We start from the raw sequence: 21,756 nt of genomic DNA, 5'->3' as shown, positions 1-21,756 counted from the left end.
ATGATGAAATTGATCATCAATAGCGCAGCTGTAAACCGCTTATTCGCGAACGCCTCGCGCAGTTGAAGAAAAGGGATTTGCGCAAACATGCTATATAGCAACAGCGCAAGCACGGGGGAAATCAAATACTCCAGGCTGGCGCCGAAGCTAGGATGCCACAATCCAAGCCCCATCCCGGCAGTCAAGGCCACAGCGTATAACCCTATCTGATTTTCTTCCAGTTGTTCTCTTCGCATAGTGTTTCCTTAAAATACTTACCGTAATGGTGCAGCGGAAAATTTGTGCCATAATTTGGCGCAGCGTTTTATTTCAATGTTTCTGATCATTTTGGTATAACCATTGTAGTTCAGTCTACGAATCTCCGATCAGTTCCATATAATTTTAGTTAATCCGCTATTTTTAGAAATTAACATGTCGGAAAGAAAACCTATATATGGCACATAACCACTCCCACGATCATGATCATAGCCACGTTCCCAAAAACTTTGATCACGCATTCGCAATTGGGATTGCGCTAAATGTAGGTTTCGTTGTGGTTGAAGTTATTTTTGGTTTACTTTCAAATTCTCTCGCGCTGTTGGCCGATGCAGGCCATAACCTCAGCGATGTTTTGAGTTTATTATTTGCATGGGGCGCAAGCGTCTTAGTACGCAAGTTACCAACACAGCGGCATACTTATGGTTTGCGCCGTTCTTCTATTTTGGCTGCATTGATTAATGCACTGGTTCTGCTTGTTGCTGTCGGCGCTATCGCCTGGGAAGCCATTCTCAGATTTAGCCATCCCGAGGCAGTGGCAAGTGATACAGTCATTTGGGTGGCGTCAGTTGGCATAGTCATTAATGGGTTCACGGCATGGCTGTTCATGTCCGGCCAAAAGCAAGATATGAATATTCGCGGTGCCTATTTGCACATGATGGCTGACGCAGCCGTTTCTCTTGGCGTCGTTTTGGCAGCTATCGCCATAAAATTCACGGACTGGTTGTGGTTGGACCCATTCATGAGCCTTGTGGTCGCCGTAATTATTGGTATTGGCACTTGGGGCTTGCTCCGTGAATCGCTAAGCCTTGCTCTTGATGCTGTGCCAGCAAATATCCATCCGGCCAAAGTTGAGGCTTACCTCGCTAGTCTTCCAGGGATTGAAGCAGTTCACGACCTACATATCTGGGCAATGAGCACGACGGAAATTGCGCTAACCGTGCATTTAATCAAGCCGGATGCAGTCATTGATGATTTGCTATTGGTTCAAATTAATAATGAATTGCGTGAGCTGTTTGGAATTCAGCATACCACTGTCCAATTTGAGCGTGGAGATACATCCCATTCCTGTAAGCAAGCACCAGCAGAAGTGGTTTAAAGTAGAAATGAGTAACTTTTGTTTTATCATCACAACAAATAATCATTCGAGAGCTCCACAGGTTTTGTAAACTTAATAATTACGTGACAAATATACACAAATGAATACGATACAGTTGCAATCGACTATTACTTGCCCGAATTGTGGAACTCAAAAATTGGAGACGATGCCGACCAATGCCTGTCAATTCTTTTATGAATGTGAATCTTGTCACCATTTATTGAAGCCTAAAGCGGGAGATTGCTGTGTTTACTGTTCTTATGGAGATGTACCATGTCCACCGATTCAACTGTCCGGTAGCAATTCTTCTTGCTGTACAGATTCTTGATCACAAGTGTTAAACGTTTTTGAGTTTTTTAGTTCTTCTTGGAATTCTGTCAAGGTTGTAATAAAGCTGCTTAGACTTAACTTAAAAGGCACTCAATTTGATAAGCTAATTTAAGTTAAGCAGTGCACATTAAATAACTATAGTAATATTATGGCTTTCCTGTACTTTATTAATCAACGACAGTACTATGGTAGACAAGGTATAGATATGGAAACAAATTGCCGAGGCATGCTCCATTTATATGAACAAGCTGTAAAAAGGGAATATGGAGATGGCCGATTCTCATCGCAAGTTGGCTGCAGAGATTAAGTAATATTTGATCGCTGAAATAGCACGATTGAACTACTTACTTTTTTACTGTAGTTCAAGTTTGTGTTTTCTAAAATGAAGCACTCGGCTATATATACCCGTTCCACTTTATTTTCCTTTCTATATTTAATATCGAATGTTAAGCGGATTCATGCTTACTAATATGTATACAAAACTATATAGTTACGCGTATCCAATCTAACAAATAGGCATAGCCCTCAAAGCCACTTTTAGAATAATATAATGTCAACTCTGGATATGCGCTTTTTAACCACATACAAGTTTTTAATAATATTATTTTTATTAATACCAATTTCAGCTTTAGCGCATGGTATTTCTGATGAAGATAAACTGAGGATGCTAAGCGGTGGATATCTTCAGTATATAGGACTTGGTGCTACCCACATGTTGACTGGATATGACCATTTACTGTTCCTATTTGGGGTAGTGTTTTTCCTAACCAGCTTCAAGGATATAGCCAAGTTTGTAACAGCTTTCACGGTCGGACACTGTATTACACTGATTTTTGCAACCTTCTACCAGATTACTTGGAATTATTTTTTGATTGACGCGATTATTGCACTTAGTGTTATCTATAAGGGTTTTGACAATAACGGCGGCTTCCAGAAGTATCTGGATATGAAATCTCCTAACCTGCTGGGCGCGATTTTTCTATTTGGTTTACTACACGGCTTTGGCCTTTCAACCCGCCTTCAGCAGTTGCCACTTGGCGACGACAGTACTGGCATTCTGTTACGAATATTGAGTTTTAATCTGGGTGTAGAAATAGGGCAGATCGTTGCTTTGGTGGTTATGGTGTCTGTGCTTTCTCTATGGAGACATAAACCATCTTTTAAACGCTTCAGCTTTGCGTCTAACCAATCTCTTATTTATGCCGGAGTAATCTTGCTGTTTATGCAATTGCACGGGTATCAACATGATTCTGATCCGGATAGTTTTCGCTTTCCCATCCAAGAACACAAACATGCACATGAAGATCTAGAAGTTGAGCAAAGCATTGATACGGGACGTGAAAGTCTTTAATTTACTAACTGCTAAGGAGTGATTTAATGAAAAAAATACTGATGATAACGATTTTAGTTACTGCAATATTTGGAGTCGGCGGAGCGATGGCAGGGGAAGACAGCAGTTGCCATTTTCACGGCAATAAAGTTGCAACGGAAGAAACTGTAATAAAATGCGCGTCTGACCGAAAAGAGATATTAATAAAGCAAGGCAAGATTGATCCATCCTGGAAAACAATTGAACAAGATAAGATCGAGATGGTAGATGGGAAAAAAGGCAAAGAATGGCTAGTCACATTTACTAATCCTGCTGTTGATGATAAGACAAAAGAGAAACTTTATTTGTTTTTCACATCCACAGGCAATTTTATTGCTGCAAACTTTACCGGCAATTAAGCTCATTCATACTTAGGGATAACACTTGGTGCACCAATTCTTGACCGCTCTGGCAGCGATCTTTCTTTTACAGTTGAATCCCGATTCGAGGTAGAAAAAACATGAAACTAAAATAACAGCCAATGGTGGCCACTGCGGATAGACTAAGGCTAAACCAAAAACCCAAGCCATGCTTAAGTAATATTGGGAACAGTATGAAAAACAGAAGCGATGGCAATACGAACCAAAATATTTGCTTTGATAGATCTGCGATCTGCGACACTGCAGCTCCCTCAATATGGAGCCAGATAAAAGCTAATAACGATGTCAGCGGCAGAGACGCTACAAGTGCAGCAAGTCCTGTATTTCGCTTGGCAATCTCTGCAATCGCCACTATTACAATGGCCGAAATAATTACTTTGAGTGCGTAATAAAGCATAAAGTCTAATTTTTAATAGCCATAAGTATGGCAATACTATTCATAGAAAACGAATACTTATTCATGAAAAACTTCTCTAGAGTGTCATACCAAACCGGCTATCAGGCACTGACCGCGACCCTGAACGTGGCAGCCAATATTGCAGTGCTGTTTACCGTGCATTACAAGCCAGTTGTGGCATACAAACTTCCATGAATTGTAAGGGTAATTGTTTCTTTGACACGCTAACAACTGAAAGCTCACATTATTATTGATTTAAAACGAGAGAAAACGTTATATGGCTTATTTTTGAGTATATCGAAGTATATTATAATTGTACGAGGTGACAGGCAAAGATCAGTAACTAAATACCTGCTCATTGACTCTGATGTGAATGATTTTAAATACCGGAGCTTTTATGTGTCAAATATGTGACAAAAAGAACGAATACCTTCAGCATGATTCACGAAAACGTTCATTCCTGAAATTGGCGGCAGCCTCTGCGCTGGGTTTGGGTATTATTAGTAGTGCAGGTATTGCCAGTGAGGAAGAAAGAAAGGTACCTTTGCCGTCATCTACCAAAATCCCGCCTCAGCCTGAAAACGTGCTTACCCCTGACCAAGCTTTGGAAAGATTAATGGCAGGCAGCAAGCGGCATGCTAGTGGTCAATCGACTGTATCCTTGGACATACATACTTCCCAGGACGCTCTGGTTAAAGGGCAAAACCCTTACGCTGCTATCTTGGGTTGCGCCGATTCCAGAGTCGGTCCTGAACAGTGTTTTGATGAGGCTCACGGGGATCTATTTGTGGCTCGAGTTGCTGGTAATTATATAACTGTCGATTTTCTGGCCACGCTTGAATATGCGGTTGCCGTATTACATACACCGTTGATCATGGTGCTTGGCCATGAAAGCTGTGGAGCTGTGGGAGCCGCTATTGATGCCATTGATAAGAATAAACAGTTTCCAGGACACATCCAAACAATGGCAACTGCATTATTGCCCGCAGTCAGGGCAGCGAGAAGTATGCCCGGAATGCTATATGAAAATGCAGTCAAGATGAATGTCATCCTCACTGTTACCGAGCTGAAGAATAGTACCCCGATCTTGAGTCAATCAGTGAAGGAGAGAAAAATTCGGATAGTCGGCGGGATATATCGACTAAGCACAGGAATGGTAGAATTAGTCGCTTAAATTAAAACCTATTATCGCCACGAGGTTACATCCGATGTTTCGCCTTTCTTCATTTCCGCGATCAGGTAATAGGCATTATCCAATGCCACTTTTGAGTTTTCAGGTAATGGTTTAAGGAGACTGATTTCCACCCAACCTTGATTAGAAATACCTGTTCTGATTTCAACAGGATTAAATACCCATTCCATTTTATTATCTTGCTCGTTTGTTTCTACAAGAAAAATGTAAGGCTTACCATTCTCTATAATAATAGCTTCTTCTGGTAGAGTGTTGACTGATGAATCACCCGTATAGATTTTTCCATGTATGCGCATACCAGGAATAAAAAATATTCTTTTTGATGAATTTCGGCATGCACACGAACTACCCCAGGATTTCGCTTGAAATTTTTTTCAATAGAGAAAACTGTAGCGGAGAAGTTTCTTTTCGGAACTGAATCCACCACAAATGATACTTTTTGACCCATTTTTACTTTGTGTATATCTTTCTCGAATACCAGTATATCGGCATGTATAAAATCATTATTTATAATACTTAGTATTTGCGCTTGAGGATCTACAAATTGACCTGTTTGCACCAATATCTTCTCAATGTAACCATCAATAGGACTTACTACTGGTAGGTATTGAGAAATATTCCCATTCTCCAATTTTTTTACATCAAGATTTAATTGTTTTAATTGTGCGTCATAACCTTCTAATTCACTCTTTATAATTTGATAACGAGCCTTTGTTTGCTGATAAATATCATCATCAGAGCCAATTTTCTCATCGTGAAGCCTTTTCTGGTGATGGTATTCTCTCTCTAGAAATTGCATCTGATTATAGGTTCTTGTATATGCAGTCTGTAGGTTAATTAGATTGGGATGTGAAAGGTAAACCAATATCTGATCTTTTTTTACTTTTTCTCCTTTAATTACTTTGATCTCAGTAATATTAGCTCCAAAAATAGTTGTAATGACGGCTTTATGTTGAGGAAACAATTCCAACCAACCATTGGCGTTCACCACCCCGGAAAGAACACGTGTGGGTATATTGCCGACTTTTATTCCGAGACTCTTAAATTTTAGTGCAGAAAGACGGACTGCACCCACCTCTTTTTCGTTATCAGAATAGTGAATAGGATCCATATGCATATCTTTAAAAAGAGCTTGATTTCTATCTGCTTCAACATTCTTGTTATTAGCCGTTTTGCTCATACAACTAGCAAAATGAAACGTTGCTAATATCAAAATTGATATGAATAAGATATGGATTTTCATCGTTATTTTATCTTTACCTACTGTACTAATTTGATGTTTTTAAGAAGTATTCCAACTGATATTGGGTATCAAAATAGCTGCCAAATAACCCTATGGAGTACAATTACAAAACTTGAACTAGTCAGGCTTCACACTTCTGTGACAACTCAGGCGGTTCAGCAGCTGGTCATAGTGCGGATAACTTATCAACTATCCTCAATTGGGCATACAGCTTAGAAAATTCGCTCTTCGCAATGTACGACGCAGAACTGGGTACCGAGCGCGTTGCCCTCACGGTGAACTGGTGGCACTATCATTAATCTTGTATCTTTTTCGTTTCAGGATCTACCGATGTGACCTTATTCGAAGTATCTCGTCCATGGACGAGCCGATACAGTACTGGCAATACCAGCAAAGTCAACGCAGTCGACGACAAAATCCCGCCGATCACCACCGTTGCCAGAGGCCGCTGTACTTCCGCGCCGGTGCCGGTGGCGAGCGCCATTGGCAGAAATCCGATCGACGCCACCAATGCGGTCATTAATACCGGACGTAGTCGAGTCAAAGCGCCGGTTTGAATCGCATCATCCAAAGATGATCCTTTCTCTCTCAAGCCCCGAATAAACGCCAACATCATCAGACCGTTTAGTACCGCCACGCCGGATAGCGCGATAAACCCTACCCCGGCGGAAATGGAAAGAGGGATGTCACGCAGCCACAAGGCGAATATTCCGCCGGTTAAGGCAAATGGGACACCGGTAAACATTAACAGCCCGTCACGCACATTGCCGAACATCGTGTACAACAGAATAAAAATAAGCCCGAGTGCAATCGGTATCACGATCTGCAAGCGCTGCGCTGCGGAAATCATCTGCTCAAACTGACCGCCCCAGGTAGTCCAGTATCCGGGCGGGATAGGCACTTTTTCATTGATCAATTGTTCTGCTTCATGGACGAATGAACCCAGATCGCGGCCACGCACATTGGCAGTAATCACTATCCTGCGCTTACCATTTTCCCGGCTCACCTGATTGGGGCCTTGAGTCATTTCGAAGTTGGCCACTTCACCTAAGGTAACAAAAACAGGCCCAGCCGCCTGTGTGGCTTGAGTTGCTTGAGACACTTGCGGATTCAATGGAGCTACAGCGACGCTCTGTGCCGGCACATTGATGGGTAGCCGTTTCAGGACTTCAATATCGGTTCGCAAATGCTCCGGCAGCCGTATTTGCAAATCAAAACGGCGGTCGCCTTCAAAAATCATGCCGGTACTTCTACCACCCACTGACATGGCCACGACATCTTGCACATCGCGACCATTCAACCCATAGCGCGCCATTTTTGCACGATCCATTTGAATCGAAAGCACCGGCAATCCGGTAATCTGCTCGGTTCTCACATCCGCTGCGCCGGGAACGGTTGCAAGCAGATGTTCTATGGCTTCACCCAAAGCCAACAAAGTATCCATATCATCACCGAATACTTTGACTGCGACATCGGCACGCACACCTGAAATCAATTCGTTGAAACGCATTTGGATCGGTTGGGTAAATTCGTAGTTATTACCCGGAACCTTGCGTACAGCCTGTTCTATGGTGTCAACTAACTCTGCCTTGGTACGATGTTCCCCTGTCCATTCGGACTGCGGTTTAAGGATGATAAAAACATCCGCAACACTCGGTGGCATAGGGTCGGTGGCTATTTCAGCAGTGCCAATCTTGGAAAACACACGATCGACCTCAGGGAATGTTTTGATCGTTTCTTCCAGTTTATTCTGCATTTCAATCGCTGTCGTCAGGCTGGTACCCGGAATGCGGATGGCATGCAGCGCGATATCGCCTTCGTTCAGACTGGGAACAAACTCGCTCCCGACACGCGTCGTCAACAAACCCGCCAAGATGACAATCACGATGGCAATCGTAACCGTGAGTTCACGATTATTCATGGTTGCTGTCAATACCGGCACATAGGCTTTTTTTGCCCACGCCATCACAGGGCTTTCTGTCTCTTTCACCTTGCCGGACAAAAAGAAGGCAATCGCTGCCGGAACAAAGGTAAGGGAGAGAATCATCGCTCCAATCAGCGCTGTCACAACAGTGAGTGCCATGGGGTGAAACATTTTTCCTTCTACACTCGTCAATGCAAAAATAGGCAAATACACGATGATGATAATCAGCTCGCCGTAGATCAACACCCGTCGTGCTTCCCTGGAAGCATCAAACACCAGTTCAAGACGCTCAGCAAGCGTCAGTTCCCGCCCCAACCGCATCTGTTCATGCGCGAGACGGCGAATACTGTTTTCGACAATAACAATCGCACCATCCACAATAATGCCAAAATCAATCGCGCCCAGGCTCATCAAATTGGCGCTCACATGATTGGTGACCATGCCGGTGAACGTGAACAGCATCGACAATGGAATCACAAACGCCGCAATCAGCGCGGCACGTAAGTTGCCCAGAAACAACAGCAATACCACGATAACCAGTGCAGCGCCCTCAAGCAGATTGGTCGCCACCGTATGAATGCTTTTTTCCACCAAAGCGGTACGGTCATAGACCGGTGTAGTGACGATGCCTTCCGGCAGGTTGCGATTGATTTCCTCCAATTTCTTGGCGGCAGCTTGAGCAACGATTCGGCTATTTTCTCCAATCAACATGTGCACCGTCCCCAACACCACTTCCTTACCGTTCTGAGTAGCAGCGCCGGTACGTAATTCTTTCCCAATCAGAATATCGGCTACATCCTTGACCCGAATGGGTGTTCCCTGCCTCGAGCCCAGAATAATGTTGCCAATTTCATCCAGGTTAGCGATTTGTCCCGGTATGCGAACCAGATACTGTTCCCCACTCCTTTCAATATACCCAGCACCTACATTCAGATTGTTACGCTCCAAAGCGGTCACCAAGTCAATCAATGAGAGACCGAAAGAAATCATTTTCTCCGGGTACGGCACCACATGAAACTGTTTGACAAAACCGCCTAGCGTGTTAATTTCTGTCACACCTTTAACCATCCTAAGCTGCGGCTTGATGACCCAATCCTGTATTTCTCGTAAATCAGTCGAAGTATATTCCGTGCCGTCGGGTTTTTTTGCACCTGTCTTAGCGTCGACGGTCCACATGAAAATTTCACCCAAACCAGTGGAAATAGGCCCCATCATTGGTTCAATACCTAGCGGCAATCGGCCTTTTGCTTCTTGGATTCGTTGACTGACCTGCTGGCGCGCAAAATATACATCGGTGCCGTCCTTGAAAATCACGGTAACCTGAGATAACCCATAGCGCGAAATCGAACGGGTATAGTCCAGGTGAGGCAAACCCGCCATGATAATTTCAATCGGAAAAGTGATGCGCTGTTCGGCTTCTATCGGCGAATATCCCGGTGCAGTCGTATTGATTTGCACCTGCACATTGGTAATATCAGGCACCGCATCAATTGATAACTTCTGGTAACTATAGACGCCGATGACGGCCATCATCAACACCGCCATCAGCACAAGGCCGCGTTGGTAAATGGAGATATGTAAAATTCGTTCAAACATGATAGCTAGCCTTGATTAAGTTCATCGATTTAATGATCGTGGCTTGCGCCCGCTTTACCCAATTCCGCTTTAAGGGCAAAGCTGTTACCGCCGGCATATTTCTCTCCGGGAGCCAATCCCTTGAGTACCTCGATCATTTCACCATCACTGCGCCCCAGTTCCAAAGGGCGGACTTCGAAATATGGGTCATAGCGACCGAATACCACTGACCAATCTCGCATCGTTTGAATGGCATCGACAGAAACTGCGACGGGCACTTCTATTTCTTCCGCCACCAACTCAGCATTTAGAAACATGCCGGGACGCCATTTTCCTTCTTTATTATCCAATTCGACCCGGGCTGTTGCGGTACGGGTTTGCCCGCCGATTAACGTCGAAATATAGGTAACAGTTCCTTCGCTTTCCACATCGTAAGCAGTCGCTTTCACTGCAACTTTCTGACCGAGCCGAATCACATTAAGATCTTTAGGGTAAACGGTAACAGCCGTCCATACCGTGGATACATCCGCGATGGTATAAATCTCCCTGTCTTCCTTCAGCGCTTCACCCACTGCAATCGCTCTGGCAATAATGATTCCGGAAATGGGCGCGCGTATTTCATAATGGGTATAATTGTTCTTCAAGTGATTCGATTCAGGCTGTACCCCCAGTGCACGCAATTTGACTGAAGCGAGCTTCAGCGCAATCTCAGCTTCATTCCACAGTTCCTGAGCCAGAAGAAATTCCTGCTTGGCAGAGATCTTTTCTTCCCACAACTGTTTTTCCCGCTCATAGGTCGTCTTTGCCAGAGCTATTCGTTTCTTCGCAACAAAATATTGACTGCGCAAATCGGCCAGCATTGGGCTTTCAACAACAGCCAGTACCTCGTCCTTTTTCACTTGTTGGCCATATTGCCCATGAACTGCAGTTACAACGCCGGGAACTCTCGGCACCACCCGCACAATGTTATGTTCGTTGAAAATTACTTCACCCGGCAGTTTCAACTTAGGCTTGATCGTGGCTGGCCCAGCTGTCAAGACTTCGATTCCCATGCTTTTCAGCATGGCATCCGGTATTTCCACCCGACCTTCTACCTGATGATAGCTCCAGCGCATGAGTTTTCCATTGCGTCCAGCTGCGATAGCGATATCGAATGAATGCGGTTCTTCGACGATTTGATCGCCCAACAGATAATCCGCTTCAGGCGTAAACTTGAACAATTGCGCCGACGCGCCCAGCCGGGAAAGCGTAATCGCGACAGTGGCTGCTGTAGGCGGCAATAACTTACCCTTCTCATACAAATAAATGCGAAATTGCGGCGGCACCCCTTTTTCAAAGATCGTCATTTCCACACTAAAATCACCGTCGATGAATAGCTTGCCTCCTCTGGGCCCAATACCAGGCTGATTACTTGCACCGTGCCCCTTCATATCTGATGTACCGTGTTCATCCACTTTTCCATCGGTATCCATACTCGCCGCATCTGTTGTAACCGAAGAAGGTTTTTCCGCAGTAAGAATCAACCCACCCAATACAATCCCTATGACAATCACAATAATGATTGGCCTTAATCGAGTTTTGTTCATCATTTAATCCTTTTACTTTTAATATCAACGTGCGGAAGTTTTTTGTGCGGTCGGTAAGCTATCGATAGGCATTGCAATTAGGCGTTCAATGTCATTGACTAGGCGCTGATAGTTTGCCAATGCGCGCACGTAGAGAAGCTGATTCTGAAACAACACACGTTGCGCATCCAGCAACTCCAGCAAACCAAACTTTCCTAATTCGTAACCTCTGCGTGTCACGTTAAAAGCATCTTTGGCCCCAGGCAACACCTCATCACGCAGTATGTTGATTTCATTCCATGCCGCTGACATCGCTTCATACGATTGTGCCAATTCGGTTTTTAGGCGCAACTCCATCGCGGTCTGCTCATCCACAGCTTTGTCCACTCGCTCGTAAGCTTCTTTGAGATTACCCTGATTACGATCAAATAGCGGTAATGGCACCATCAAACCTGCCACAGCTGTGCTTCCGCCCAAGAGTGCATGATGTACGACGCCCGCATTCAGGGTGAGATCAGGTATACGGCGTGTCTGCTGCACCTCCACCAATGCTTTACGATGTTCGATATTTTTCATGGCACGAAGCGCCATCGGATTATCTAAAATACGCGTCTCCAGCGCTTGAAAATTTGGAGGAGCAATTAATGACTCAAGATTTCCCAAGGCCTTATTAAATTGCGGGAATGAGCTATTCCACAATAAAGCCAATCGCTTCCGTGCAGATGTTAAATCTCGCTGTGCCTGCTCCAGTTCAATGCGAGTAGTCGACAGTCCTACTTTAACCCTGGTTTCCTCAATGGGCGGCACTTTACCGCCTAGCACACGTTTGGTCACGGTATTCACCACGTTCTGTGCCACTTGCATGGTTTCTTCAGCAAGCCTAAACCGTTCTTGGGCAGCGAGTACTTCAGTGAACACATTGGCAACCCTGGCAATCATTTCCACCCGCCTGGTTTCATAATCCTTGGCAGCCAATTCTTCACCTAATGACGCCGCATTGACCCGCGCGGCACGTTTTCCACCCAGCTCAAATAACTGACTCACACGAATAGTTGTCAGTTGCTGCACGATCTCCTTAGATACTGATTCGGATGAATTGATGTCACCACTCAGCTTTTGTATGTTTCCGAGATTTTCAACGTTTACCATTAATTCCGGATTTCTCAGTAACCCAGCTTGCAGGGTTGCTCCTTCCAATGCACGGATCTCCTTGGAAAAAGCCGCCAATTCAGGATTGTGGAGTAACGCAAGATTAACCGCGTCACGCAAAGTAAGATCATTTCCCGCTTTATTCACTACTGAATTAGTTAAATAACCTTTTATCCCAATCCCATTGGGCGAAATATTAAAAGAATCCACACCGGCTTTTATCTGAGATGAAAAACTCAGTAATAGGATGGAGCTCAGCAATATGATTCGTACTTCTGACGATACCCAATAGCGCAATGCTATTAATAGATCGCTCAATTTCATGGAATTCCTCCGCGCGTACTTAAGCATATACAAACAAGTCACAAGCTAAGCCTGAATGACCCGTTTCAGCGGTACTGTGGATCAAAGAAAACAATCCACAAACCGCACTATTAAAATTCAGCTTAAGAAACGCTACGGGGAGGACGCAGGGGTAAATCCGGAATGGTTTCGGGAATAATTACGGAAATAAATACAGTCAAAACTTCTACGATTGCTTGGTCAGGTATCAGCGGAAAGGAATTAAAGAAAAAAGGTTGATATTGTCCTGACGAATGCAAGCATAAATGGGTTGCTGCATCAAGATCAGCACCGTCTTCGGAAGTATTGTGGTGATGTAATTCTAGATGTGTCGCGGGATCAGAGGATAGTTCTTGATGGATATGATCCAACTCATGTGCAAATACCTCTCCTCGAAAGGATAAACTGAGCCCATTTATCAATATGCTAATTATTAGCATATTGATAATAGGATAAGTTGAATATTTCCGCATTGGATCCGAATTTTATATATAAGTAGGATTTTACTCGGATATGATCATTTCACATTATTCGTATATTTGCAACTTAGAAATTTTTCTAAACAACACTGGCTTTATATATTTTTTAGGCGTGGAAAAATATAAGCAGATTTAAACCAGAATACCTCGTAATTTATATGCGAGAATCATCACTTATTTTTAATGATTCATAATCAAATAGATGAACCATCCGGCGACTATGTGACGTAGAGAAATAAATTCATGGAGTGTGAAGAATGTTGTTATCAAGACTCCATTTTCTTGGCATGTCGTTCAATTAATCATTAAATTCTAGGTGCAGAATCATGGGTGCGACATTTTGTCGCATTGCTTTTTATTGCGGGCAGAAAGATACTATTTGAAGGTATTAGCAACAGTATTAGATAGTCAAAATTACGAACAAGGCTAAATCCCTATTACACAATTACTTTATTAGTATCTCTCTTAGGAAATAGAATAACCATGAACAAAATGAAATTACTTGCTCGTACATTGACTGGCATCATGTTGATGGGTTTGGGACAGAGCGTGCTGGCGCATACGCGCCTAGATGTGCCCACGCAAACTGAAGGAACCCGATTAATCAATAACATCGTGATTGGTCACTCTTGTAGTGATACTGTCCGTGTCATTGGAACATCAGTTGTATTTCCAAATGGTCTGGATTCAACTATTCTGGTGGATGGCCAGCCGCATGGTGGTTCATTGAGCGATTTTCTGACAAATTATGGAAATAATTTTCAGCTTTTATGGAATCGCGGAGCATTCGATGCGATGGCAGAGAAAAAAGATTCAAACGGCAACGTGGTTGGATTCTGGGTGGGCGGTGGACCCGGTATGCCGAGCGATTTGAATGTTGCCACGCCTGTGAGACTAACAGCAGCCGGAATCGAACCGGCATCCTGCGCCCAAAACGTGAAAATCAGTGTTTCGATTGCTAATATCTGTGAAATTACCAGTGTGGGTGATTTTGGCAGAGAAGGTGTCGTTGATTTGTGGACGCATAATAACCTGGGTACCCCGTATGATCGCGTGAGCGCAACCGACGATGGCCCAGCTTCGTTTACTATTACGCGCGATCTGGTGACAAACCCATTGCCTTCATCGTGTAGTGGTACTGGCGTAACGGTAGAAGTAAAACCATCAGCCGCGCAGATTAATCGCGACATGCCAGTTGTAATTGACGGGCAACAGATCTGGCCGCTGCCGTAGATCGCTGAATCAGTAACTTCCTTGCGGCTTACCGCAGCGGTAAAAATCGACAAGCTTGCAATAGCTTGTCGATTTTTTTGAGGTGCGACATTTTGTCGCATTGCTATTTGTTTGTCTGAACAAGATAATAAGATTAGGTAGTACGATAAAGGTGTAGTTCCAAAAATAGCTTAATGTGTCTTTGCGACATAAGGAGAATTAATTATGCAACCCAACATCTTGAAGAAATTATCAATTAGCATTTTCATGTTGGCGTATACGATAGGTTATGCGCAGCTCAGTGGGGCGGATGAAGGTGGTGCAGTATTGGATCCAACGGGTACCGTTAGAAATTTTACCGGTTATGCGCAAATCACCTGCTTTGATAACGGCAATGGACCGGCTGATTATTTAGAAGCCGATATCATAGACCTCTCTGCCCCAGTGGAACATTTATTGGTTAATTTGCTGTTGCTAAAGGGTGACAGGGCGATTAGTGTCAGCGATACAGTTTCAGGGGATGCAAATCCAAGTCCATCCATTATACTGCAAGGAGGGAACGGGGTTTATTTGTTGGTGGTAAACAAAACCGATGTGGGCGCAAGACAATTTGTCGTCGACTATCATTGTAAGACAGCAACAGGTATTCATACCGGAACAGATATTAATGTCAAACAATTTGAGTGATTCTTGACTTCTTGAATGCTAAATCGTGATTTATTTGATACCCCAATTTCTTATAGTATGAACCTGGAAGACGATTGGATAGTATTGTCAAATGATTCAAGTAATTAATGAGGGTACCAGGACAATGATTAAGAAAATAAAATTGTTGTTTTTTATAATTCCAGTGTTGAGTTTGTTTGCAACAGCGTCACTTGCAGAACACCTGAAGCAGGTATCGTCTGCTTGTACATTGACGACATTGGATGGCAAGCCTGCGCATGATCTGCAAGAATTGAAGGGGAAGGTTGTCTACATGGATTTCTGGGCATCGTGGTGCCCTCCCTGTGTCAAGTCTTTTCCGTTTCTGAATCAACTGGATCATGAGCTGAAAGATAAAGGCTTGCACGTAATTGGTATTAATCTGGATGAGAAAATTGCAGACGCCGAGGATTTTCTTGCTAAAAATCCAGTCGATTTTTCGATTGTTGCGGATCCAAGCAAACAATGCGCCAAAGGCCTGGAAGTGATGGCAATGCCAACTTCCTATTTAATTGACCGGAAAGGAAACATCCGCCATATTCATCAAGGATTTCGTCCTGATGAATCGGAAAAATTGCGTGCATTGATTACGCAACTGGTGATGGAGCCTTAGACATAGAGGGATTTTTCTAAATTTGCCTTCCTTCATGAGAAAAATTCGCTATTACGCAACGATTTTCGGATCATTACTCGCAATGGGTATTGGGGGAACCGGTTGTGTCAATATAGCGCCATGGGAACGCGGCATTCTTGCGAAACCTCAGATGGAATTGGATCCACATCCGCTGCAAAGTGAATTACAATCACATAACTACAGCAGCCGCGAGGCAGCGCCAAGCCATAAATCCTCGTCAGGTGGCGGCGGTTGTGGTTGCTACTAAGCGAATCCCCGTTAAACGTTGTTTCTAGGTGAATGAAATTTGCAACGGAATAGAATGCCGCAGCGCCAGGGTGGCAGCCATCAGTTGAGCGATCCGGAAGTCTCGTCTGTAAAATCAAGAAATACGCTCCATGCATTGACATCTGCCGCATTGGTATTGCCAGGTCTGTTAATAACACCTGGGCATGCCGTAGGAAAAGACCGGATCAATTTTCAATATAGCCGCTACCAGGAAGGCGAGCGTAATCTGTATGGCGTTCCAAGCCTAAAACCAATCAGCGCCGACGTTTTGCATGGCATTGGTATTTTTTCACTGACAGACCGCACGAAATTTTCTTTTGGTTATACGCAAGATACCTGGTCGGGCGCAACACCCGTGACAACGACCCCATTGGCTACCGATGGCGGTAATCGTCCGTATTTCAATAATGGCGTAGTGGTTGGTGCCTCTCCTCTTCTACAGAGCAATGTGCTGTTAGATCGTGATCTAAATCCCATTGGACTAGATCCCATCACGAAACAATCATTGGGAGTCGTCGATACCCGATCCGTGATGGTCATGTCATCAGCCTCGCCGGAAACGCGCCGACAAGCCACTTTCGGCTTAAGTCATGAATGGAATGAAGCAGCCATCAATGTGGCAGGTGGCTTTTCACGAGAGCGTGACTATAAGTCAAGTTTTGGCAGTATTGGCGGACGCCTTGATTTTAACCAGAAGTTGACCAGTGTTAAGTTTAATGGCGGATATACGCATAGTGAAATTGGCGCAATCCTCGATCATGATTCGTCCCCTTATATAACGAAGACTGCCTATTTGCCACAGATTGTAAGCCGTGGTGGTTCCGAGATCCTGCAAGGCAATCGGCAGGACTGGGTAGCGAATGTCGGTGTGTCACAGGTGTTGACCAAGAACGCATTGCTGGATGTCAATATTGGCTATACCCATAGCAATGGCTTTCAGGAGAATCCTTATAAAACGATGTCGATCATTTTTATTGATCCGGCTGAATTGAATAATGGACAATCGGATTTAATTACCGGTAAGGTACGCGCACTGATCGAACAGCGACCGGATATTCGTAATCAGGTGGCCTTAAATACAAAGTATATTCACTATATCAGCCCGTTTAATGCGGCCTTACATCTTGGTTACCGGTTGTCGGTAGACGATTGGGGCGTCAATACGCATACCTTTGATGCAAATTGGGTACAGCCGCTTGGCAGCGGATGGACATTGACACCGCGCATTCGCTATTACTCGCAAGATGCTGCCAGTTTTTATCGGCCTTATTTATTCTCACAACAAGCTTTTCAGAAACAAGCAGTTGATAGTCTGGGGCGGGAAATTTTTTTCAATCCCAAAAATCCTAATGAGCAATATTTTCGTGACGGCTTTTTTAATTATGTAGACCAGAATGGTAATCGGATTGACGATGCCTTGTCTCAAACCGTGCAACCCAAATTCATTACTTATGATGCCGGAAAATTACCCGAAAATTTTTCCAGTGATCATCGTCTGGCGGGTTTTGGCGCATTAAGCGGTGGCGTGGTATTGAGTAAGATGCTCGCTAAAGGCGTCGCGTTGGAAACCGGTTTTGAATACTACACCCGCGCCAGTTCGATGCAGATAGGCAGTGGAAATAACAGTTTTGCTGATTTCGATTACTATGTGGCGAATGCGGCGATAAAGTTTGATATTGAACCGACTACTTCGCTGCCGATCGGTGGTTCCAGCGGATCTTCCGGATCCCATGTTCATGCTTCCTCGCATCACCATCACAAAATCCCTCCTGCGGGTATCATGTTTGGCCATATGCTCGATAAGCCGGGGGATTTCATGGCGGGATACCGGTTTATGTATAACTGGACCGGTGGGAATATGATGCATGGTACCCATAGCGTGGCTGACCAGACGATTGTCGATCAGGGTTGCAGCGATGCTTCGCCGTGCCGGTTTACGCCGACTTTTATGAACATGCGCATGCATATGCTCGATATCATGTATGCACCCACCAAATGGTGGAACGTCATGCTGATGCCCACATTCATGGACATGGATATGAATCTGCGCAGACTGTCCGGAGCGCCGCCCGCTGCACCGGGTGTGCATGAACATACCGGCGCGGCAGGTCATGAAACCGGTGCTGTTGGGGATACGTATTTTTCATCATTAGTTAAGCTGATTAATATTCCAGGTCATCGCGTCCATATGAATCTGGGACTCAGCGCACCGACCGGAAAGGTGGATATCGAATTACGCCGCATGGCCAAGATTGATGGCGGATTGATCCATTTCGGCATGCAACTCGGCAGCGGTACTTGGGATTTCATGCCCAGTCTGACGTATGCCGGTGAGAAGAGCCGCTGGTCCTGGGGTGCGCAACTCAGCGGTGTGAAGCGACTGGAAGAAAAAAACAAATCGGGTTATCGCCTGGGCGATATGTTTCAGGCGACAACCTGGGGCGGTTATGACTTGACGCAGTGGTTGACCGCTTCAGTGCGTGGTGCGTATACCTTGCAAGGCGCGGTACACCGGGACTTTGATGCGTTCAACGCGCGTATTGGCCCGATGGATTTTCCCGCAAATTATGGCGGACAATTCTGGGATATCGGGTTGGGGCTGAATGCCATCATCCCGGGCGGGCGGTTTGCCGGTAACCGTTTCGGCTTTGAATGGATACAACCGGTTAGGAATGATTTCAACGGATTCCAGCTGGATCGTAAGGGAATGTTGTCGGCAACCTGGAGTTATCGGTTTTAAAATCCGAAGGAAACTCCAAATAAGTAGCCGTCTCTGAATATTGCCGAATACTGACGTTGAATGGCATTCAAAAAGCGTGAAATTTGCCAGGATTGAAGTTGGACACCACCGAAAACCTAATAACTTTGTCATAATCTCTATTTGATAGAAGAATCACTAAGGAACCGGAGGTTGAAGAAAGGCATGAATCAATTTGGATTATTTGATCTGGACGAACGCATGGCGAAGTTGTCGGAGAAAGGTCATAGATTGAATGAGTTGGAATCAATAGTTGATTTTGAGCAATTCCGTCCCCTCTTGGGTCAAGTTGTTCGTCGAGAGATCGCCGTCGTGGCGGAAGGCTTGCCTTTAATCACGTGTTGGTGTTCAAGATTCTGATACTGCAGGCGCATAATAGCTTGTCATACGAACTGTATGAGTTTTATATACGTGACCGCCTGAAGTGGATGCGGTTTTTTGGACTGGGATTAAGTGACCGGATACCAATCCCATTCGCGACTTTTATGAATCGTTAGCCAAAGCATGAGCGATCAACGCGCTTTTTGATCAATTCGATGGGTGCCTACGCAGCGGTTGCTATGTTGCCCTGAGCGGACAATTGATGGATGCTTCCATCAAAGCCCCACATCAGCATAACAATCAGGAAGAGAAAGATGCCATCAAAGCAGGTAAGCTGGCCAGCGAAATTCGGGCCAATCCTGCGAAAGCAGCACAAAAGGATATCGATGCGCGCTGGATAGTGAAATAGAGCAAGGCAAAAATCAAAGAAGATAGACGCAAACTTGTTGATCTGGCGATACCTGAGTTTGGCTATAAGGATCACATCAGTATCGACAATCATTTCAGTTTTATCCGCAAATGGACAGTCACACCCGCCATCAACTCACGATGGGGCGCAACTGGAGAGCTTGATAGACTCAATGCCACGGTTTATGCGGATACAGCTTACCAGTCTGCCAGGAATAAGCAAATACTGATTGGAAAGAGCCTGACATCGAAAATCCACCACAAAAAACCCAAAGGCGAACCCAGGCCCGAGCACTTGGTCTGCACCAACACACTGACATTCAGATCGCGCCTGGGTAGAACATGTCTTTGCAGAACTCTAAGATCGTATGGGGTTGATAATCAGAACCATCGGAATCACGAGAGCTCAAATCCGCATCGGGTAAACCTTATCTACAATATGAAGCGGCTACGATTCTGGACAAAACGAGCAGGTCTTGTCTAGATCATAAGTATAAAATGGGCTGAATTGCCTGAAATACAGAAAAATAGATACTCTTCTATAACATATAATTGCTCATGAAAAGCTTCGGCTTATCTTCACGGGATTTTTTCTCGGCTTTTGGAGGTATCCATATTCGAGCCAAGCAAGCTGATACTTCTGCGCATGGATTAATAGCATTTTCTTGGTCATGAATCTGCTCATTTTGGTGCGAGTTTTTATTTGTCTGAAGAAATTTGCTGTCAAAATAGCAATTGGGGTGACAGAAAAGAGCATGCTCAGAGAAATTGGGGTTGCGCGTGCCTGCCAATTCATCTCAAACCAGAATCTTTATTTGGCAGTGTATGACTGATCGCTGAATTTCTGAGTAAGCCCTATATAGCAAAACGTACCGTGGGCGGTCAAGCACGGTGGTTTGGCAGCAAATTCTACGTTACCTATGCTTATTACACTTATTCAAGCGGTGAGATTGTGATGTCTATTACAACAAATATACACATATTTATCTCTCCTGCATGGCTAAGGATAAGTCGTCAAACTTATCCTTAATAAGTGTTAGGATCACGTCATATTTAATCGAGTTATCGGCAAACTGGGTACGCTCCATATTCATATCTACTGTGTTTCCATCTGCACTTGGTTGCAAAGGAACACGATATAACAAGTTATCGCCTCCGAGGATCCCTGCTGGACTGGTACTAATATGCCCTGATGATGTTGTTATTAAACCAACCTGGGTTATATTTGTTGTTAATGAAAGTTTTTCACGCAGTACACTAGAGAAATCAATATCTCTCGCCTTAAAATTAGGAGTGTCTGCATTAGCCACATTGCTTGCAAGTAATTCTTGCCTTGCAGCTCTTAAATTCAAAGCTTGGTGGTATAAATTCAACTCCTTATCATTATCAAGTTTGCTAATCATTGAATAAATCCATATTAAATATAATATCTGTAAGAATTTCTAGCATTTAACATGGATGGTATAGTAAATGCATTTATTAAATGACTAACTCACGAAAAAGGCATGAATTAGATGCTATCTTTAAACATAAATTATTAAGCACCTGTTTAGAATATCCATATAACGACTAATTAACATTGCCCACACAATCTGCTGCGCCTTTTTTGTAAAAAATCGAGAGCTTATTCCCCCTATAACTTAGCGCATTCATCTACAGCTTTATCCAAAGATTTTTCGGAAAAGTTCTCTTACTGATTATGGGTATTTGACGAAAGGAATCGATCTTCCAACCAGTCCGCCCACTTGACCGCCCTGACAATCAAATCAGCGCGATACTTTGCATTATATTTTGGAGTACGCGAATGATAGTTAGCTACTCTCGTCCAGATATCACCTTTATCGTTCTTGATATGTAGCCGCACTCGCCAAGCAGCCAGATCATAGGCATAACAACCCGCATTGGCTACATGATCTGGCGTAATGCCATATTTGGATAAATCTTGAAGAAACAAAGTATTAAACTGCATTGAGCCAACATCATGAGTACCGTTACTGTTACGCACAAATTGCCCCGGTTTGCCGCCCTCTTTCTCGGCTATCGCGAGTAAGATATTGGCTGGTATTTCATACTTGATGGCGGCTGTAATTGAGCACACTACCCTTTCCTGCATGTCCGGCGGCAAATCCATCATCAAGCGAATCGCTTAAAT

General features: G+C 44.2%; 19 protein-coding genes and 2 pseudogenes. 11 read left to right on the top strand and 10 right to left on the bottom strand.

All coding sequences use genetic code 11. The features are described from left to right. Nucleotides 1-236 (bottom strand): annotated as a pseudogene (locus tag C8R34_RS09970) (arsenic resistance protein); the annotation flags it as partial. A gap of 197 nt (nucleotides 237-433) precedes the next feature. Here C8R34_RS09970 and C8R34_RS09965 point away from each other — a divergent pair. The 4 genes from C8R34_RS09965 to C8R34_RS09950 all read left to right on the top strand — a co-directional run bounded on the left by C8R34_RS09965 (nucleotide 434) and on the right by C8R34_RS09950 (nucleotide 3,412). Then, on the top strand, nucleotides 434-1,354 hold the full coding sequence (locus C8R34_RS09965; protein ID WP_013648894.1) for a cation diffusion facilitator family transporter: 921 nt from the start codon (nucleotides 434-436) through the stop codon (nucleotides 1,352-1,354). 100 nt (nucleotides 1,355-1,454) lie between these two features. Beyond that, entirely contained in the window at nucleotides 1,455-1,682 is a 228-nt protein-coding gene (locus C8R34_RS17275) for a GDCCVxC domain-containing (seleno)protein (protein ID WP_013648895.1), read from the top strand. A 552-nt stretch (nucleotides 1,683-2,234) separates the two neighbouring features. Then, a complete protein-coding gene (locus tag C8R34_RS09955) occupies nucleotides 2,235-3,035 on the top strand; it encodes a HupE/UreJ family protein (protein ID WP_013648896.1) in 801 nt (266 codons plus the stop codon). Between the two features lie 26 nt (nucleotides 3,036-3,061). Beyond that, the gene (locus C8R34_RS09950) at nucleotides 3,062-3,412 is read left to right on the top strand and encodes a DUF6488 family protein (RefSeq protein ID WP_013648897.1); all 351 of its coding nucleotides are present in this window, start codon (nucleotides 3,062-3,064) and stop codon (nucleotides 3,410-3,412) included. A gap of 67 nt (nucleotides 3,413-3,479) precedes the next feature. Here the strand turns inward: C8R34_RS09950 and C8R34_RS09945 are convergent, their stop codons facing one another. Further along, complete coding sequence (locus C8R34_RS09945; protein WP_013648898.1) at nucleotides 3,480-3,830, bottom strand: DUF3147 family protein; 351 nt, start codon at nucleotides 3,828-3,830, stop codon at nucleotides 3,480-3,482. A gap of 397 nt (nucleotides 3,831-4,227) precedes the next feature. Here C8R34_RS09945 and C8R34_RS09940 point away from each other — a divergent pair, with 397 nt between their 5' ends. Continuing rightward, nucleotides 4,228-5,004 (top strand): carbonic anhydrase, encoded by a 777-nt coding sequence (locus C8R34_RS09940; RefSeq protein ID WP_013648899.1) that lies wholly within the window; start codon nucleotides 4,228-4,230, stop codon nucleotides 5,002-5,004. Between the two features lie 11 nt (nucleotides 5,005-5,015). On the opposite strand, the gene C8R34_RS16675 is transcribed toward C8R34_RS09940, so the two are convergent. From C8R34_RS16675 to C8R34_RS09915, 6 genes are all read right to left on the bottom strand, one after another. Further along, on the bottom strand, nucleotides 5,016-5,192 hold the full coding sequence (locus C8R34_RS16675) for a hypothetical protein (RefSeq protein WP_207896471.1): 177 nt from the start codon (nucleotides 5,190-5,192) through the stop codon (nucleotides 5,016-5,018). Nucleotides 5,193-5,245: 53 nt separating this feature from the next. Then, on the bottom strand, nucleotides 5,246-6,265 hold the full coding sequence (locus tag C8R34_RS09935) for an efflux RND transporter periplasmic adaptor subunit (RefSeq protein ID WP_207896472.1): 1,020 nt from the start codon (nucleotides 6,263-6,265) through the stop codon (nucleotides 5,246-5,248). Nucleotides 6,266-6,560: 295 nt separating this feature from the next. Continuing rightward, nucleotides 6,561-9,785 carry an efflux RND transporter permease subunit gene (locus tag C8R34_RS09930; protein ID WP_013648901.1) on the bottom strand — a complete coding sequence of 1,075 codons (3,225 nt, stop codon included), beginning with the start codon at nucleotides 9,783-9,785 and terminating at the stop codon, nucleotides 6,561-6,563. 29 nt (nucleotides 9,786-9,814) lie between these two features. After that, nucleotides 9,815-11,350, bottom strand: coding sequence for an efflux RND transporter periplasmic adaptor subunit (locus tag C8R34_RS09925; protein WP_013648902.1), 1,536 nt, complete (start codon nucleotides 11,348-11,350; stop codon nucleotides 9,815-9,817). Between the two features lie 24 nt (nucleotides 11,351-11,374). Continuing rightward, nucleotides 11,375-12,802: a TolC family protein gene (locus tag C8R34_RS09920; RefSeq protein WP_013648903.1), complete on the bottom strand. Its 1,428-nt coding sequence runs from the start codon at nucleotides 12,800-12,802 to the stop codon at nucleotides 11,375-11,377. Between the two features lie 122 nt (nucleotides 12,803-12,924). Beyond that, nucleotides 12,925-13,191 carry a hypothetical protein gene (locus C8R34_RS09915; RefSeq protein ID WP_258364452.1) on the bottom strand — a complete coding sequence of 89 codons (267 nt, stop codon included), beginning with the start codon at nucleotides 13,189-13,191 and terminating at the stop codon, nucleotides 12,925-12,927. A gap of 591 nt (nucleotides 13,192-13,782) precedes the next feature. Here C8R34_RS09915 and C8R34_RS09910 point away from each other — a divergent pair. The 6 genes and pseudogenes from C8R34_RS09910 (at nucleotide 13,783) to C8R34_RS17370 (ending at nucleotide 20,088) form a co-directional block, all read left to right on the top strand. Beyond that, entirely contained in the window at nucleotides 13,783-14,532 is a 750-nt protein-coding gene (locus tag C8R34_RS09910) for a hypothetical protein (RefSeq protein WP_013648905.1), read from the top strand. A 204-nt stretch (nucleotides 14,533-14,736) separates the two neighbouring features. Next, nucleotides 14,737-15,198 carry a hypothetical protein gene (locus tag C8R34_RS09905; RefSeq protein WP_013648906.1) on the top strand — a complete coding sequence of 154 codons (462 nt, stop codon included), beginning with the start codon at nucleotides 14,737-14,739 and terminating at the stop codon, nucleotides 15,196-15,198. Between the two features lie 124 nt (nucleotides 15,199-15,322). Beyond that, nucleotides 15,323-15,829: a TlpA disulfide reductase family protein gene (locus C8R34_RS09900; RefSeq protein WP_258364451.1), complete on the top strand. Its 507-nt coding sequence runs from the start codon at nucleotides 15,323-15,325 to the stop codon at nucleotides 15,827-15,829. A 34-nt stretch (nucleotides 15,830-15,863) separates the two neighbouring features. Continuing rightward, nucleotides 15,864-16,097 carry a DUF4266 domain-containing protein gene (locus C8R34_RS09895; RefSeq protein ID WP_110340283.1) on the top strand — a complete coding sequence of 78 codons (234 nt, stop codon included), beginning with the start codon at nucleotides 15,864-15,866 and terminating at the stop codon, nucleotides 16,095-16,097. A 54-nt stretch (nucleotides 16,098-16,151) separates the two neighbouring features. Next, nucleotides 16,152-18,857, top strand: coding sequence for a DUF3570 domain-containing protein (locus tag C8R34_RS09890; protein ID WP_110340281.1), 2,706 nt, complete (start codon nucleotides 16,152-16,154; stop codon nucleotides 18,855-18,857). Between the two features lie 183 nt (nucleotides 18,858-19,040). After that, nucleotides 19,041-20,088 (top strand): annotated as a pseudogene (locus C8R34_RS17370) (IS5 family transposase). Nucleotides 20,089-20,587: 499 nt separating this feature from the next. Here the strand turns inward: C8R34_RS17370 and flgB are convergent. Together flgB and C8R34_RS09870 are read right to left on the bottom strand one after the other, a co-directional pair. Next, nucleotides 20,588-21,007 (bottom strand): flagellar basal body rod protein FlgB, encoded by a 420-nt coding sequence (gene flgB / locus C8R34_RS09875; RefSeq protein ID WP_013648910.1) that lies wholly within the window; start codon nucleotides 21,005-21,007, stop codon nucleotides 20,588-20,590. A 287-nt stretch (nucleotides 21,008-21,294) separates the two neighbouring features. Beyond that, nucleotides 21,295-21,738: a conjugal transfer protein TrbN gene (locus C8R34_RS09870; protein WP_041363329.1), complete on the bottom strand. Its 444-nt coding sequence runs from the start codon at nucleotides 21,736-21,738 to the stop codon at nucleotides 21,295-21,297. Nucleotides 21,739-21,756 lie beyond the last annotated feature (18 nt).

The organism is Nitrosomonas sp. Nm84, from assembly GCF_003201565.1.
GTDB lineage: Bacteria > Pseudomonadota > Gammaproteobacteria > Burkholderiales > Nitrosomonadaceae > Nitrosomonas.
Note: the sequence above shows the minus strand (reverse complement) of the source record. Positions and strands in the feature narration are given on the sequence as shown.

What these genes read in the sequence shown, in the direction of transcription:
- C8R34_RS09965 (WP_013648894.1), top strand. Translation starts at nt 434, where the DNA reads ATGGCACATAACCACTCCCACGATCATGATCATAGCCACGTTCCCAAA.
- C8R34_RS17275 (WP_013648895.1), top strand. Translation starts at nt 1,455, where the DNA reads ATGAATACGATACAGTTGCAATCGACTATTACTTGCCCGAATTGTGGA.
- C8R34_RS09955 (WP_013648896.1), top strand. Translation starts at nt 2,235, where the DNA reads ATGTCAACTCTGGATATGCGCTTTTTAACCACATACAAGTTTTTAATA.
- C8R34_RS09950 (WP_013648897.1), top strand. Translation starts at nt 3,062, where the DNA reads ATGAAAAAAATACTGATGATAACGATTTTAGTTACTGCAATATTTGGA.
- C8R34_RS09945 (WP_013648898.1), bottom strand. Translation starts at nt 3,830, where the DNA reads ATGCTTTATTACGCACTCAAAGTAATTATTTCGGCCATTGTAATAGTG.
- C8R34_RS09940 (WP_013648899.1), top strand. Translation starts at nt 4,228, where the DNA reads ATGTGTCAAATATGTGACAAAAAGAACGAATACCTTCAGCATGATTCA.
- C8R34_RS16675 (WP_207896471.1), bottom strand. Translation starts at nt 5,192, where the DNA reads ATGGAATGGGTATTTAATCCTGTTGAAATCAGAACAGGTATTTCTAAT.
- C8R34_RS09935 (WP_207896472.1), bottom strand. Translation starts at nt 6,265, where the DNA reads ATGAAAATCCATATCTTATTCATATCAATTTTGATATTAGCAACGTTT.
- C8R34_RS09930 (WP_013648901.1), bottom strand. Translation starts at nt 9,785, where the DNA reads ATGTTTGAACGAATTTTACATATCTCCATTTACCAACGCGGCCTTGTG.
- C8R34_RS09925 (WP_013648902.1), bottom strand. Translation starts at nt 11,350, where the DNA reads ATGAACAAAACTCGATTAAGGCCAATCATTATTGTGATTGTCATAGGG.
- C8R34_RS09920 (WP_013648903.1), bottom strand. Translation starts at nt 12,802, where the DNA reads ATGAAATTGAGCGATCTATTAATAGCATTGCGCTATTGGGTATCGTCA.
- C8R34_RS09910 (WP_013648905.1), top strand. Translation starts at nt 13,783, where the DNA reads ATGAACAAAATGAAATTACTTGCTCGTACATTGACTGGCATCATGTTG.
- C8R34_RS09905 (WP_013648906.1), top strand. Translation starts at nt 14,737, where the DNA reads ATGCAACCCAACATCTTGAAGAAATTATCAATTAGCATTTTCATGTTG.
- C8R34_RS09900 (WP_258364451.1), top strand. Translation starts at nt 15,323, where the DNA reads ATGATTAAGAAAATAAAATTGTTGTTTTTTATAATTCCAGTGTTGAGT.
- C8R34_RS09895 (WP_110340283.1), top strand. Translation starts at nt 15,864, where the DNA reads ATGAGAAAAATTCGCTATTACGCAACGATTTTCGGATCATTACTCGCA.
- C8R34_RS09890 (WP_110340281.1), top strand. Translation starts at nt 16,152, where the DNA reads ATGCCGCAGCGCCAGGGTGGCAGCCATCAGTTGAGCGATCCGGAAGTC.
- flgB (WP_013648910.1), bottom strand. Translation starts at nt 21,007, where the DNA reads ATGATTAGCAAACTTGATAATGATAAGGAGTTGAATTTATACCACCAA.
- C8R34_RS09870 (WP_041363329.1), bottom strand. Translation starts at nt 21,738, where the DNA reads ATGATGGATTTGCCGCCGGACATGCAGGAAAGGGTAGTGTGCTCAATT.